This window comes from Streptomyces sp. NPDC006339, assembly GCF_040612775.1.
Classification (GTDB): domain Bacteria; phylum Actinomycetota; class Actinomycetes; order Streptomycetales; family Streptomycetaceae; genus Streptomyces.
In genome coordinates this window covers 31,179-45,054 of sequence record NZ_JBEXQW010000025.1, presented here as the reverse complement: position 1 = coordinate 45,054, position 13,876 = coordinate 31,179, and the positions used below count along the sequence as shown (strand labels likewise).

General features: G+C 74.0%; 11 protein-coding genes and 1 pseudogene. 8 read left to right on the top strand and 4 right to left on the bottom strand.

Annotated elements, in window-relative coordinates:
* The 4 genes from ABZ135_RS21125 to ABZ135_RS21110 are packed head-to-tail and all read left to right on the top strand — an operon-like array spanning position 1 to position 3,942.
* Entirely contained in the window at positions 1 to 966 is a 966-nt protein-coding gene (locus ABZ135_RS21125; protein ID WP_356697754.1) for an ABC transporter permease, read from the top strand.
* The gene (locus ABZ135_RS21120) at positions 963 to 1,949 is read left to right on the top strand and encodes an ABC transporter permease (RefSeq protein ID WP_356697753.1); all 987 of its coding nucleotides are present in this window, start codon (positions 963 to 965) and stop codon (positions 1,947 to 1,949) included. The genes ABZ135_RS21125 and ABZ135_RS21120 overlap by 4 nt, the downstream gene beginning before the upstream one ends.
* Entirely contained in the window at positions 1,949 to 2,953 is a 1,005-nt protein-coding gene (locus ABZ135_RS21115) for an ABC transporter ATP-binding protein (RefSeq protein ID WP_356697752.1), read from the top strand. The genes ABZ135_RS21120 and ABZ135_RS21115 overlap by 1 nt, the downstream gene beginning before the upstream one ends.
* Positions 2,950 to 3,942 carry an ABC transporter ATP-binding protein gene (locus ABZ135_RS21110; RefSeq protein WP_356697751.1) on the top strand — a complete coding sequence of 331 codons (993 nt, stop codon included), beginning with the start codon at positions 2,950 to 2,952 and terminating at the stop codon, positions 3,940 to 3,942. Before ABZ135_RS21115 ends, ABZ135_RS21110 begins: the two co-directional genes overlap by 4 nt.
* A gap of 35 nt (positions 3,943 to 3,977) precedes the next feature.
* Here ABZ135_RS21110 and ABZ135_RS21105 read toward each other — a convergent pair whose 3' ends face one another.
* A complete protein-coding gene (locus ABZ135_RS21105) occupies positions 3,978 to 5,084 on the bottom strand; it encodes an LCP family protein (protein WP_356697750.1) in 1,107 nt (368 codons plus the stop codon).
* Between the two features lie 190 nt (positions 5,085 to 5,274).
* The gene (locus tag ABZ135_RS21100) at positions 5,275 to 5,937 is read right to left on the bottom strand and encodes a hypothetical protein (protein WP_356697749.1); all 663 of its coding nucleotides are present in this window, start codon (positions 5,935 to 5,937) and stop codon (positions 5,275 to 5,277) included.
* A 632-nt stretch (positions 5,938 to 6,569) separates the two neighbouring features.
* Between ABZ135_RS21100 and ABZ135_RS21095 the strand changes: the two genes are divergently transcribed.
* The 3 genes and pseudogenes from ABZ135_RS21095 to ABZ135_RS21085 form a co-directional block, all read left to right on the top strand.
* Positions 6,570 to 7,346: an NPP1 family protein gene (locus ABZ135_RS21095; protein WP_356697748.1), complete on the top strand. Its 777-nt coding sequence runs from the start codon at positions 6,570 to 6,572 to the stop codon at positions 7,344 to 7,346.
* Between the two features lie 187 nt (positions 7,347 to 7,533).
* The gene (locus ABZ135_RS21090) at positions 7,534 to 10,809 is read left to right on the top strand and encodes a transcriptional regulator (RefSeq protein WP_356697747.1); all 3,276 of its coding nucleotides are present in this window, start codon (positions 7,534 to 7,536) and stop codon (positions 10,807 to 10,809) included.
* Positions 10,810 to 10,811: 2 nt separating this feature from the next.
* Positions 10,812 to 11,460, top strand: a pseudogene (locus tag ABZ135_RS21085) (IS5 family transposase); the annotation flags it as partial.
* 20 nt (positions 11,461 to 11,480) lie between these two features.
* On the opposite strand, the gene ABZ135_RS21080 reads toward ABZ135_RS21085, so the two are convergent.
* Complete coding sequence (locus ABZ135_RS21080; protein WP_356697746.1) at positions 11,481 to 11,774, bottom strand: hypothetical protein; 294 nt, start codon at positions 11,772 to 11,774, stop codon at positions 11,481 to 11,483.
* Between the two features lie 525 nt (positions 11,775 to 12,299).
* On the opposite strand from ABZ135_RS21080, the gene ABZ135_RS21075 reads away from it, so the two are divergent.
* Positions 12,300 to 12,887, top strand: coding sequence for a hypothetical protein (locus ABZ135_RS21075; RefSeq protein ID WP_356697745.1), 588 nt, complete (start codon positions 12,300 to 12,302; stop codon positions 12,885 to 12,887).
* 20 nt (positions 12,888 to 12,907) lie between these two features.
* Here ABZ135_RS21075 and ABZ135_RS21070 read toward each other — a convergent pair whose 3' ends face one another.
* Positions 12,908 to 13,873 (bottom strand): MerR family transcriptional regulator, encoded by a 966-nt coding sequence (locus ABZ135_RS21070; RefSeq protein ID WP_356697744.1) that lies wholly within the window; start codon positions 13,871 to 13,873, stop codon positions 12,908 to 12,910.
* Positions 13,874 to 13,876: the final 3 nt, after the last annotated feature.

Here is a 13,876-nt window from a genome sequence, read left to right as displayed (position 1 = left end):
GTGACCTCCACCGACACCGCGCCCGGCGCCGGTACGCCCCCGGCCGCCGGGAGATCCCCCGCTCCCACAAGCCGCGGCCCGTGGCGGCTCGCCGCCGCCGAGCTGCGCCGCCGCGCCTCCGCCCTCGTCGCGCTCGCCGTCGTCGCCCTCTTCGCCCTGATGGCGCTGGCCGCCCCGTTGCTCAGCGCCCTCGGCGGCTGGGGCCCCGAGGAGTTCGACCCCTCCGCCGTCGACCCGTACCTGGGCGGCCTGCCCATCGGCCCGCTCGGCGGGATGTCCGCCGAGCACTGGCTCGGCGTCGAACCCGTCACCGGCCGCGACCTGTTCGCCCGGGTCGTGCACGGCGCCCGGGTCTCGCTGCTCATCGCCTTCTCCGCGACCGCGATCGTGGTCGTCGCCGGCGTCGCGGCGGGCGTCGCCGCCGGCTATTTCGGCGGCCGCACCGACACCGTCCTGTCCCGCCTGATGGACCTCACCCTGTCCTTCCCCTCCCTCATCTTCATGATCGCGATGATGTCGGTGGCCAGGGACGTCAACCGGATCCTGCTCATGACCCTGGTCATCGGCCTCTTCGGCTGGCCGGGCATCGCCCGGGTCGTGCGCGGTCAGACACTCTCGCTCCGGCACCGCGCGTACGTGGACGCGGCACGGGTGAGCGGCGCCTCGCACCTGCGCGTCCTCGTCCGGGACATCCTGCCCGGCGTCACCGGCCCGGTCATCGCGTACACCACCCTGATCGTCCCCGGCATGATCGCCACCGAGGCGGCGCTCAGCTACCTCGGCGTCGGAGTGCGCCCGCCGACCCCCTCCTGGGGACAGATGATCGCCGAGAGCGTCGCCTTCTACGACACCGACCCGATGTACTTCGTCGTGCCGAGCCTCTGTCTCTTCCTCACCGTCCTCGCGTTCACCCTCCTCGGGGACGCGCTGCGGGACGTGTTCGACCCGCGGGGAGGCCGCGCGTGATCCTCTACCTCGGCCGCCGGCTCCTCGGCGTGCTCGGCGTCCTCGTGGCCGTCGCCGCCGTCACCTTCCTCATCTTCTACGTGCTGCCCTCCGATCCGGCCACCGCGGCCTGCGGCAAGGCGTGCAGCACCGAACGGCTCACCGCGATCCGCGCCCACATGGGCCTGGACCAGCCGCTGTGGCGGCAGTTCGGCGACTTCCTGACCGGCGTCTTCACCGGGCGCACGGTGGGCACCGGCCCGTACGCCCTCGCCTGCGACTTCCCGTGCCTGGGCTATTCGTACGAGAGCAGCCAGCCCGTCTGGGACCTGCTCGTCGACCGGCTCCCGGTCTCCGCCTCGCTCGCGGTCGGCGCCGCCGTGATCTGGCTGGTGCTCGGCCTGGGCGCCGGGGTGACCGCCGCCCTGCGCAAGGACACCCTCACCGACCGAGCGCTGATGGTCGGCGCGGTGGCCGCCGCGTCGCTGCCCGTCTACTTCACCTCGGTGATGCTCATCCACGGGCTGATCCGGGTGGCCGGCGTGCTGCCCTATCCGACGTACGTCCCCTTCGGCACGAACCCGGCGGCCTGGGCGTCCAACCTGCTGCTGCCCTGGCTGGCCCTCGCGGTCCTCTACGCCGCCATGTACGCGCGGCAGAGCCGGAGTTCGATGATCGAGTCGATGGCGGAGCCGTACATCCGCACCGCCCGCGCCAAGGGCCTGCCGCGGCGGACCGTGGTCGTCAAGCACGGCCTCCGGGCCGCGGTGACACCGATCCTGACCCTCTTCGGCATGGACCTCGGCGGGCTCCTCGCGGGCGCCGTCATCACCGAGTCGATCTTCGGTCTGCCGGGCGTCGGACGGCTCTTCTACGGGGCCCTCGCCACCGGCGACCAGCCGGTGATCCTCGGCGTGACGCTGCTCGCCGCCACGTTCATCGTCGTCGCCAACCTGTGCGTCGACCTGCTCTACGCGGTCGTCGACCCGCGAGTGAGGTACTGATGACCGCACCCGAGCCCCTGCTCTCCGTACGCGATCTGACGGTCGTCTTCCCCACCCGGCGCGGCCCCGTGCGGGCCGTGGACGGGCTCTCCTTCGACGTGCCGCGCGGCCGGACGCTCGGCATCGTCGGCGAGTCGGGGTCCGGCAAGTCCGTGACGTCCACGGCGGTGATGGGACTGCACACCGGCGCCGAGGTGTCCGGCTCCGTACGGCTGGAGGGGCGCGAGCTGGTCGGCCTGCCGGAGCGCGAGCTGAACCGGCTGCGCGGCCGGCGGATGGCGATGATCTTCCAGGACCCGCTGTCCAGCCTCCACCCGTACTACACCGTCGGGGAGCAGATCGCCGAGCACCACCGGGTGCACTTCGGCTCGCGGCGGGCGGTCGCCCGCCGGCGGGCCGTCGACGCGCTCGGCGAGGTCGGCATCCCCGAGCCGGCCCGGCGGGCCGGCGAGTACCCGCACCGGTTCTCCGGCGGCATGCGCCAGCGCGTGATGATCGCCATGGCGCTCGTCTGCGAACCCGACCTGCTCATCGCCGACGAGCCGACCACCGCCCTCGACGTCACCGTGCAGGCCCAGATCCTGGAGCTGATCGCACGGGTGCAGGAGGAGCGGGGCCTCGGCGTCGTCATGATCACGCACGATCTGGGCGTGGTGGCCCGGGTCGCGCACGAGGTGTTGGTGATGTACGGCGGACGGGCGGCCGAACGGGCCTCGGCCGACGACCTGTTCGCCGCGCCCGCGCACCCGTACACCCGGGGGCTGCTCGACTCGCTGCCCCGGCTCGACGACCCGGACGACCTCCCGCTGCGGGCCATCCCCGGCTCGCCGCCCTCGCTGCTCGACCCGGCGCCCGGCTGCGCGTTCGCGCCGCGCTGTCCCCGGATCTCCGCCGGCACGGGCGAGGAGCGGGCGCGGTGCGCGAACGAGCGCCCGGTGCTCGCCGGCCCCGCCGGACATCCGGCGGCCTGCCACTTCCCCGCGTACGAAGGCGTCCCCTCATGACCGCACAGCCCCTCCGGCCCGTCCCGCCGCTCCTGTCCGTACGGGACCTGACGATGACCTTTCCCGGGCGCCGGTCCCGGTCGGCCCCGGTCCGGGCCGTCGACGGCGTCGGCTTCGACATCGCGTCGGGCGAGACCCTGGGCCTGGTCGGCGAGTCCGGCTGCGGCAAGTCGACGACCGGCCGGATGATCGTGCGACTGCTGGCTCCGACCTCCGGCACCGTCGCGTTCGACGGGCGCGACATCGGCCGGCTCTCCCGGCGCGCCCTCAAACCGCTGCGGCGCGAGCTCCAGATGGTCTTCCAGGATCCGCACTCCTCGCTCAACCCGCGCCGGACGGTGGCGGGGATCATCTCCGACCCGCTGCTGGTGCACGGGACGCCGGCGGCCGAGGCCCGCCGGCGCGCGGCGGAGCTGATGGAACTCGTGGGGCTGCTCCCGGAGCATCTGGACCGCTATCCGCACGAGTTCTCGGGCGGCCAGGCGCAGCGGATCGCCATCGCGCGGGCCCTCGCGACCGGGCCGCGCCTCGTGGTCGCGGACGAGCCGGTCTCGGCGCTCGACGTGTCCGTCCAGGCGCAGATCGTCAACCTGATGGAGCGCCTGCGGAAGGAGCTGGGGCTCGCCTGTCTGTTCATCGCCCACGACCTGTCGGTGGTGAAGCGGGTCTGCGACCGGGTGGCGGTGATGTATCTGGGGCGGATCGTGGAGATCGGCCCCAAGGACCGGGTGTACGAGGAGCCCGCCCACCCCTACACGCGGGCGCTGCTCTCCGCCGTGCCGCTGCCGGATCCGGCGGCGGAGCGGGCACGGGAGCGGATCACCCTGCTCGGCGATCCGCCGAGCCCGGCCGCGCCGCCGCCGGGCTGCACCTTCCACCCGCGCTGCCCGAAGGCGCGGGAGATCTGCCGGACGGAGGCTCCGCCGCTGCGGATCGCCCGGCCCGGGGAGGCGAGGGAGGTGGCCTGCCACTTCCCCGAGACCGGCTGAGGGAGGGGGCGGGCGGAGCTCGGCCGCGTCCGGCGTCAGTGGGTCGCCGGGCGCAGCCGGTCGATGGGGTGGGTGTTCACGTACGTCGCCAGGTCGTCGTCCTTGAACGCCTGCCACAGCTCCGCGCAGCGCGCCCGGTCGAGGTGGACCACCGACTGCCCCTTCTCCGTGCCGGTGCCCTTCACCGGGGCGTTCATGAAGGTCATGTCGCCGGCGCGGACCTCCCGCATGTTCCAGATCAGCCGGCGCATCTCCTCGTCGCCGAAGCGCTCGTCGACGCTGACGGTCTCGGTGAAGATGTCGAGGGTCCTCTTCAGTCCGCGCGGGTCCTTGAGGGACGAGGAGGTCATCACCTTCTCCAGGACCGTGCGCAGGTAGTTCTGCTGCCGGTGGGTGCGGTCGAAGTCGCCGTTGGGCAGGTTCCTGCGCTCCTGGACGTAGGCGAGGGCCTGCTCGCCGTCCATGTGGCGGCGCTCCCCGTCGGACATGAGGATGTCGACGCCGCCGACGGCGTCGGTGAGCTTGCGGAAGCCGCTCCAGTCGATGACGGCGAAGTGGTCCACGCGGACGTCGGTCAGGCGCTGGACGGTGTCGATGAGCAGCGGCGGTCCGCCCCAGGAGAAGGCCGCGTTCAGCTTGGCGCGGCCGCGGCCCGGGACGTCGACCCAGGAGTCACGGGGCAGCGAGACCACGTACGCGGCGGAGTGGTCGTCCGGGATGTGGACGAGCATCATCGCGTCGCTGCGCTGGTCGCCGTACGTCCAGAGCCTGCCCTTGGCGTCGCTGCCGGTGGTGGGGACGTCGGACCGCGAGTCGAGTCCCATCAGGAGGAAGTTCTGTCCGCCCTTGGAGGCGGCGGGCACCGGCGCGTTCGTCGGGAAGGTCTGCGGGATCCGCTGGACCCGCCCGGTGTAGTGCTGGTATGCCCAGTAGCCGGTGCCGGCGGTGAGCAGCACGGCCCCGACGAGCAGGGCGAGCGCGGTGAGCAGGACCGTCCTGGCCCTCGGCCGCCGCCGCCCGCGCGTGCGGGCCTCCGCCCGGCCGGTCTCCTCCTGCTCCGCGTCCTGATCCTTCGCCGCACCCTCCTGCTCCGCGTCCTGATCCGCCGTCCGTCCCTCGGCATCCCGTTCCCGCGCACTCATCGGCCACGCCACCCCCTCCGCTGCCCGCCCCGACTCCCCCGGCTCCCCGACTCGCCCCGCCGGAGGCGTACTTCAGGCCACCAGGATGCCGAAGTCGGGGCCGTCGCGGGGCGAGTCCCGCGAACCGGCTGGAAGCGGAACGGCCGGTGCGGGGTGAGGTGCCCGCACCGGCTCCGAGGGCCCCGAGGGATCAGCCTGTGACGGTGATCTGCTGGGACGGGTCGGTCGTGTCGCTGATCCGGTACGTGGCGCTGAAGGTGGCCGACTGGTTGCCGGTCGGGCAGAGGAAGCCGCCGGTGACAGCGGCCGGGACGGGGGCGTTGGCGATGGCCAGGGTGGAGGGGGCGCCGTTGGTCCAGGTTCCGTTGACGGTGGTGGGGCCGCTCGGGGAGGCGGTGATGGTGCAGGAGGCGAGGCCGCTGGTCTTCAGGACGACGCCGCCCTTGGGGATGGTGAAGCCGCCCGTCACCGGGGCGCCGTTCTGGGTGGTGAGCGTCCAGGCGCCGTTGGCGGCGTTGCTGGTGACGGTCACGCTCACCCCGGAGATGTTGGTCGTGCAGCCGCTGAAGGTGGGCGGGCTGACGGGGACGGTGACGGGGCCGGCCGCGTTGTGGTTGGCGGGGGCGGCGGGGACCTTGTTGTTGGCTCCGGTCGTCGTCGGTACGGAGGCGGAGGCCGTACACGTCATCGTGGTGGAGCCGGCCACGAAGGTGGCCTTGCCGGTGAGCTGGGCGGAGAAGGAGTGGCCGGCCGGGAGCAGCGTGGTCGACGCGGCGGCCTGGGGGCCGGTGGCGCCGAAGGTGAGCGCGGTGGCCGCGGCGAGCCCGGTCGCGGAGACGAGCAGCTTGGACATGGGGATCTCCTCGGTGTCGGAGTGAGGGGAGCGAGGAGGTGCGGATGCGCGTGGGCGGTCCTGTGGGGTGGGGGGTACGCGCAAAGTGACTTGAGAGTAGAACCGGCCGGTAGGGGTGTCCAGGCGCGATTTCCGCCACTACTGACGGGATGTCAGACAATTTGGCCCGGGCCGGTACTTGACGCCGGAACGGTCTCGCCGGCCCACCCCGCCCACCACCCCGGGGCGGCGTCACCCGTGCACGACACCGCCCCCGGAGCGGAGCCTCGTTCCGGGGGCGGTGGGAGCGGCGATGTCGGCGCACGACGCTCGGGTGTGCGGGGTGCGGGAGCCCCCACGGCTCCCGTTCGGCTGTGACCCCGCACTCCGATCCTGCCGTGTCCCGCGCCGTGTTCGGCGATCTTCCGGCGCGTCCCACCCGATCCGACGAAGGCGGCGCCGCCCGCTTGACGGTCCGTGCGCTCCTCGTGCGCCTCCCGTCCGCCCGCCGTGCCCCACCGTGCGGCGGCCGTGCGCCCCGAGCCGGACCCGCACCGCTTTTCCGTAACCCACCGTTCCCCGCACGGTGGTTGACGGTCCGCGCGCCCTGCTGCGAAGGTCTGGCAGCCCTCCCCCACACCCGAGGAGTTGACGTGCACCTGATATCCCCGTCGAGGCGCCGGAGGTCGGCGCTCGCCGCCGTCCTGTGCTCCCTGGCCCTCGTCCTGGGCTTCCCGGCCACCGCTCAGGCCGCCGTCCTCCAGCCGCTGCCGCAGAACGCCGACGGCCTGGAGCAGACCTTCGCCCCGGCCTACGACTTCGACACCGACGGCTGCTACATGACCGCCGCCATCGGCGCCGACGGCACCCTCAACCCCGGCCTGAAGCTGGGCGGCACCGTCAACGGGCAGTGCCACGACGCCGCCCAACTGGCCGCGGCCAACTCCTACTCCCGCGCGAAGTGCAACAACGGCTGGTGCGCCGTCGTCTACGCCGGCTACTACGAGAAGGACCAGGCCACCTGGGGGCCCCTGGCCATCGGGCACCGCCACGACTGGGAGCACGTGGTGGTCTGGATCAGCGGCGACCAGGTCCAGTACGTGTCGGTCTCGCAGCACAGCGGCTACCAGGTGGCCGCCCGCTCGGCGATCCGCTTCGACGGCACCCACCCCAAGATCGTCTACCACAAGGACGGCGCCTCGACCCACTGCTACCGCTTCGCCGGCACGGCCGACGAGCAGATCGAGAACGCCACCGGCGGCTGGTTCTACCCGCGCCTGGTCGGCTGGAACGGCTATCCGGCCGGCCTGCGCGAGAAGCTCACGGGCGCGGACTTCGGCTCGGCGACCCTCAAGATCAGGGACGCCGACTTCGCGAACGCCCTGTCCCGCTCCAAGCCGGCGGGCATCCCGTTCGATCCCTACGCCTGACCCGGCGGGGTGCGGCCGGTCGCGGCGGTTGCGGAGGGTCCAGGGCGGTTGCGGAGGGTCCCGGGCGGTTCCGGCCCGCACCGTCCGGTTCCGGCCTCTTCCGACGTCTGGAGGGTTCCGACAAAGGTCCTGGGCGCGCCGGTGGGGATACTGGGACCCCACGAAACAGAGCGACAGGGAGGGCCGGGTGGAGTTCCGCCTGCTCGGGACGGTGTCCATCGCGGCCGAGGCAGGTGAACTGCCGCTCGGCCCCGCCAAGCGGCGGAGCGTACTCGCGGCGCTGCTGCTGCGCGCCAACGCCGTCGTCCCCGTCGACCGGCTGATCGACACGGTCTGGGACGAGGCGCCCCCGGCGCGCGCCCGCACGGTCGTCCAGGGGCACGTCTCCCGGCTGCGCGCGCTCTTCGAGCAGGGCGGTGCGAGCGACTACGGGGTCGAGCTGACCACCCACGCCCAGGCGTACGAGCTGCGCATGCCGGAGCAGCTCCTCGACACCCACCGTTTCGAGGATCTGGTCCAGCTCGCCGGGCACCAGAAGCACCCGGCCGACGCGGTCCTGATGCTCCGTGAGGCGCTGTCGCTGTGGCGCGGGCCGGCACTGACCGGCACGGTGGCGAGCGAGCCGCTGCTCGCCGCGGCCCGGGCCCTGGAGGAGACCCGGATCGAGACGGTCGAGCAGCTCGCGGCGGCGTACGGCCGGCTCGGCGAGCACGCGAAGGCGGCGGCTCTGCTGCGCGCGGAGGCGTCGGCGAACCCGCTGCGCGAGTCGCTGGCGGCGGCGCTGATGCTGTCGCTCTACCGGGCGGGACACCAGTCGGACGCCCTGGACTGCTACCACCGCACCCGCACCCAACTGTCGGAGGACCTGGGCGTCGACCCGGGCCCGGCGCTGCGGGCCGCCTACGAGGCGGTCCTGCGGGGCCTGCCGACGGCCGGCCAGACCGTGCCGTGGCCGGAGGTCACGGTGACGGGCGCGTACGGGGAGCCGGCCGGGCCGCACGCGGGAACGTGGACGGGCGGGCCGGCGGGTGACGGTGGCAGGGACGGGGGCGCCCCGGTCAACGGCACCCCGGTCGCGGGCCGCCCGCACGAAGGCGCCCGGGGGTCCGGTTCCTCGGGCCGGGGTTCGAGGGGGACCGGGTCCGCGGATGCCGGTGGCGGTTCCGAGGGGGCTGGTGGCTCTGGGGCCGGTTCCTCGGGGTCCGGCTTCTCCGGTGCCGCCGTCACCGGGGCCGGTTCCTCGGGGTCCGGGTTCCCCGGTGCCGGTTCCTCGGGGCCCGGTGGCACTGGTGCCGGTGCCTCGGGGTCCGGCTACTCCGGTGCCGCTGTCCCCGGTGCCGGTTCTTCCGGACCCGACGCCTCCGGTGGTGGCTTCTCCGGTTCCGGTTACCCCGATGCCGCTTCCTCCGGGTCTCATTCTTCCGGGTCCGGTTCCTTTGACGGCGGTTTCCCGGGCTCCGGCTTTCCCGATGCCGGTCCCTCGGGGCCGGGCACGTCCCCGGCCGGCGGTTTTCCGTCGAGCCACGGGCACGACCACGAGACCGCCGTCGCACCCCCGCCGGCCGGGCTCCCGGTCCGGCCGGCACCCGATCTGCTTCCCCGCACGCCGCGCGGCTTCCTCGGGCGCGAGCGGGAGCTCGCCGCGCTCGACGCGGCCGTGGACAGCGCGCGGGTGGCGCTGGTGACCGGCCCCGCCGGCGTCGGCAAGACCGCGTTCGCCCTGCACTGGGCGCACCGGCGGGCCGCCGGCTTCCCTGACGGGGTGCTCTACGCGGACCTGCGCGGCTTCAGCGCGGACGACGGGGTCGACGCCCTCGACGTGCTGCGGGAGTTCCTGCCCGCGCTCGGCGTGCCGCCGCGCCACGTGCCGGAGTCGCCGACGGCCGCCGCCGCGCTGTACCGGTCCCTCACCGAGGACCGGGCGCTGCTCGTCGTCCTGGACAACGTGCGCAGTGCCGACCGGGCCAGGCCCCTGCTGGCCGCCGGGCCGCGGAGCGCCACCGTCGTGACCTCGCGGCTGCGGCTCGGCGGCCTGGTGGTGACGGAGCTCGCCCGGCCCGTGCCGCTCGGCGTGCTCGGGCTCGACGAGTCCGCCGCTCTGCTCGCGGCGGCGGTCGGCGCGGAGCGGGTCGACGCGGAGCCGGCCGCCGCCCGGCGGCTCGCCGAGCTGTGCGACGGCCTGCCGCTGGCGCTGCGGGTCACCGCGGCCCAGCTCGCCGCCCGGCCGCACTGGCGGCTCGCCGATCTGGCCGCCGAACTCGCCGACGAGCAGCGCCGTCTGGCCCTGCTGTCGGTGCACGGCGCCGAGGACGCCGACGGGCCGGGCGTGCCCGCCGCGCTGCGGCTCACCGTCCAGGGCCTGCCGGCCGAGGCGGCCCGGCTCTTCCGCCAGGTGGGTGTGCTGCCGGGGACGGACCTGGACCGTCACGCCGCCGCCGCGCTGCTCGACCGGACACCCGCGGTCGCGGCCGAGGCCCTCGACCGGCTCTGCGACGCGCATCTGCTCACGGAGTACGCGCCGGGCCGGCACACCGCGCACGATCTCGTACGCCTCTACGCGCGCAGCCTGGAGCCCGACGAGGACGCGCTGCTGCGCCTGCTCGACCACTACACGCTGACCGCCATGGCCGCGACGCGGGCCGCCGAGCCCGACGACCAGCCGTGCTGCGCGGCCCCGCCGGACGCCCGGGCGCCCCGCAGCGCCGTGCACTTCGCCGGGCGGGACGCGGCGCTGCTCTGGTACGCGGCCGAGCGCGACAACCTCGCCGCGGCGGTCGCCGCCGCCCGGGCGGCGGGGCACCACGACCGGGCCTGGCGGCTCGCCATCCTCCAGTGGCCGTACATCCTGTGGAACAGCCACGACGGCTGGGTGCCGCTGCTGGAGGACGCCGTGGACTCGGCGGCCCGTGTGGACGATCCGGACGCCGAGTCCCGTGCGCGGGCACTCCTCGGCTGGCTGCTCACGCAGGACGGACGTCTGTCCGAGGCCCTGGTCCACCTGCGGCTGGCGCCCGCGCTCGCGGCCCGCGCGGGCGAACGGTCCAGCGAGGCGACCGCCCTGGTCAACCTCGCGGTGGCCCTCGACCGGTCGGGCGTGACCGAGGAGTCCCTCGCCCTCACCGCCCGCGCGGCCGAACTCGTACGGGGCAGCGGCGACGTGATGACGGAGCTGCTCGCCCTGGAACACCGCGCGCGCCAGCTCCTCGCGGTCGGCGACCCGCTCGGCGCGCTCGCCTGCGCGCGCGAGGGCCTCGCGCTCGACGGGGACACCGTCAACGGCCTGGTCGGCATCCGCCAGAGCGAACTCACCGCCACGGCCGGTGCCGCCCTCCTCGACCTGGGCCGCCCCACCGAGGCCCACGCCGCCCTCACCCGCGCCCGCGAACTGGGCCTGGCCCACGGCTACCAGGAAAGCATCCGCCGCGTGGAGGCCCAGCTCCTCCGCAGCCGCGAAACGGCCTAGATCTGACGAATGCCGAGTGGGGCCGATTGGAGCCGTATCTGCCGGTGCCGGACGGCGCGGCGGACGTTGGAACGATCACCGCAAGGTGATCAACGGGATCCTGTTCCGTGTCCGAACGGGCGTACCGTGGCGGGACCTTCCTGAGCGTTTCGGCAGATGGAGGACCGTCTACGAACGGCACCGACGCTGGTCGGAGGACGGCGCGTGGAACCGGATCCTGCGTGCTGTCCAGGCCGATGCAGACCTCGCGGGCCGGATCGACTGGAGCATGGTCAGCGTCGACTCAACATCCTGCCGTGCTCATCAGCACGCGGCCGGGGCCCGCATGAAGAAGCCGCGCGTCCCGCAAAAAGGACGACGCCCCGGCACCACCGCCCTGACGAGAGACTCGGACTGCCCCGGGGCGGTCTGACCTGCCAGATCGAGCACACGATTCCCGAGCCGAAGGACCAGCGGGCCAACCGTAAACGGCGCGACAGCAAGGGCGGCCGGCCCACCGGCTTCGACAGCGACATCTACAAGCGACGCAACGAGGTCGAACGGACAATCAACCGGCTGAAGAACGCGCTGGCCGTCGCCACCCGCTATGACAAACGGGCCTACGTCTTCCACGGCACCGTCACCACCCCAGCCGTCCGACTGTGGCTCCGGGGCTGGGGCAACCTGCTGTCTCAGTCCCCGAGGAACCACAAGTACAAGTGTTGTCCGTCGAGAACTGTCTGGCCGAGCTCGATGAGCTCGCGCGCGAACTCATCGGTGAGCACGCCCGGAGGCAGCCTCGGTATCTCCTCCAGCAGGGTGGACACCTGCCGGTGGTTGAAAACAGTATCCGCGTACGGCAACAGGTGCCCCAGCATCGGAAACTCCGACGGGTCGAGCCCGGCCAGCGCTGGACCCCAGACCACACCGTGCTTGGCGCGGGCCTCGATCGTGCCGCTCTCGCCGCGGACCTGCACGTTAATCATGGTCAGATCCTATTGACCTCAGACCCGCCGGACAGTGCCTAGCGGGCACGCAGGCCGGGCGGCCCAGGTCGTGTCCGGAAAGCAGCGCCGTCTGCGCGGCGGGCAGGGCAAGCGGGGTCCGCCTGCGCTCGAAAGGTGGAGCACGGTGGGAGTGCCTCCGCGCCCGAAGGGGTGCGGAGGCGAGCGGCGTGCCAGGCGCCGTGGACCAGGCGGGACTTTCCGGACACGGCCTAGCGCCCAGGTGCAAGACAGCCTGGGGCCCAGGCGACCGGTTGGCCGAGTTCCCGAGTACCCCGGCGGCCGAGCGCGCGTGGGCGGCAGCTCGTCCGCCAATCACCCACCCGCGCCTGCGAGAATCGGCGGATGGATGAGAACGTTCCGTCAGACGTCGGCCACGCCGGCGAGCGCGGCCCGGAGTCGAAGCAGGTCGCCCCGGCACCCCGGGTTCCGTCGGTGCGGGCTCTCGTTCGGGAGTCCGCGAGGGTTCGACGGTTGCTGGCCTCGGGGGCGTGGGGGTTGTCTCCCGTGGACGCCGAGGCGGTCGGGGACGTGCTCGCCCGGGTCGTCGCCCCGCTTCCGGGGCGGGTGCGGGCGAGGGACCGGGACAGGCGGCTGCAGCGGGTGTTCCGGACGACCGTGCATCACCTCGACGCCGGTGAGGTCAGTCCGTCCCTCGCCGCGCTCCTGGCCGCCGTCGCCCGCGCCCTGGTGCCCTGGCACGCGTACCCGAACGCGCCCCGCGCCGCCGCCGCGCCCCGGTACGGCGACGCGACGGAGCCGCCCCCGACCGAAGCGGGCGAAGCCCTGCTCGCCGATCCGGCCGAGCTGTTCACCGCGCTCATGGCGACGAGCGGGCGCCACGCCGTCCCGCTCACCCCGCCGGTCGAGCCGTGGCGGGCCCACCACGTGGGGAGGTTCCGCCGCTGCACGAGGCCCGCTCCGGGCGTCTGGGCAGCCGAGACGATCCGCTGCCCGGAGTGCGGGGGCAAGGACGGCCCGTGGACGGTGGACTGTGACTGGCGCCGGGCCGCCCTGGGGTGTCCCTGTGGGGCGGTGCATCGCGAGCACGGTCTCGCCCTGTCCGAGATCTGGCTCGCGCTGGCGGAGTCCTGACGTAACGTCAAATCGAGTCACTACAAGGCAGTTCGGGTGACACCTGTGTCCGACTTCAGGGCACCGCACAGACGGCCGTGCAGGGCACCCGCGGTCGGGCCGGAGGACAGTTCGGCGGCGAGGTGCCAGTAGCGGCCGATCAATGGGTCGGCGCCGTGGGTCAGCAGGCCGGCGAGACGGCGGCGGAAGCCGCGGCTGTCGCGGGTGCCGAGGGCGGAGGCGTAGGCGGCGACGAAGCAGTCGAGCGACTGCTCGGACGGCACTCCCGCCCCCGCCCTCAACACCGACCCCGTCCCCGCCAGTTCGTACGCCTCGGCCAGGCCCTCGTACAGCACGCTCGGCCGGTGCTCCACGTCCGCGAGGTGGAGGACGGGTGCCGAGGCGTAGGTGACGAGGGCGTGGAGGCGGGCGAAGGCCAGGACCTGGGCCGGGGTGGGCTCGTCCGGGGGGCGCGGTACGGCCGCGTCGACGACGGAGGCGGCGAGCCGCGCCGGCAGGCGTACGGGCAGGGTGCGCCGCCAGAAGCGGGCGAGGGCCGTCGTGTCGGGCGGCAGGGACATCCCGCCGAGCAGCCGCAGCCGCTCGGCCCGCTCCGCCGGGACGCCGTCCCGCACGAGCAGCAGCGCCGCCTCGCGCCAGCGCAGCGCGGCCAGTCGTCCCCGTACGTCCGCCAGGCGGTGGGTGACGACGTCCTCCAGCGCGTCGTCCTCGTCCAGGACGCGTCCGACGTCGGCGACCGGCAGGTCGAGCGCGCGCAGCGAGCGGATGAGCCGGAGCCGTTCCAGGGCGTCCGGACCGTAGCGCCGGTGACCGCCGCCGCTGCGGCGGGCCTCCGGCAGCAGTCCGCGGTCGGAGTAGAAGCGGACGGTCTTGACGGTGACGCCGGCCCGCTCGGCGAGGTCGCCGATGCTCCACGGTCCGCAGTCCTCGGCGGCGGCAGCCTCGGCGGCGGGGGCGGAGGTGGTCACGGTGCGGTCCAGGCCCATGCG

Coding starts and splice junctions, on each gene's coding strand:
- ABZ135_RS21115 (WP_356697752.1), top strand. CDS start 1,949: ATGACCGCACCCGAGCCCCTGCTCTCCGTACGCGATCTGACGGTCGTC.
- ABZ135_RS21110 (WP_356697751.1), top strand. CDS start 2,950: ATGACCGCACAGCCCCTCCGGCCCGTCCCGCCGCTCCTGTCCGTACGG.
- ABZ135_RS21105 (WP_356697750.1), bottom strand. CDS start 5,084: ATGAGTGCGCGGGAACGGGATGCCGAGGGACGGACGGCGGATCAGGAC.
- ABZ135_RS21100 (WP_356697749.1), bottom strand. CDS start 5,937: ATGTCCAAGCTGCTCGTCTCCGCGACCGGGCTCGCCGCGGCCACCGCG.
- ABZ135_RS21080 (WP_356697746.1), bottom strand. CDS start 11,774: ATGATTAACGTGCAGGTCCGCGGCGAGAGCGGCACGATCGAGGCCCGC.
- ABZ135_RS21070 (WP_356697744.1), bottom strand. CDS start 13,873: ATGGGCCTGGACCGCACCGTGACCACCTCCGCCCCCGCCGCCGAGGCT.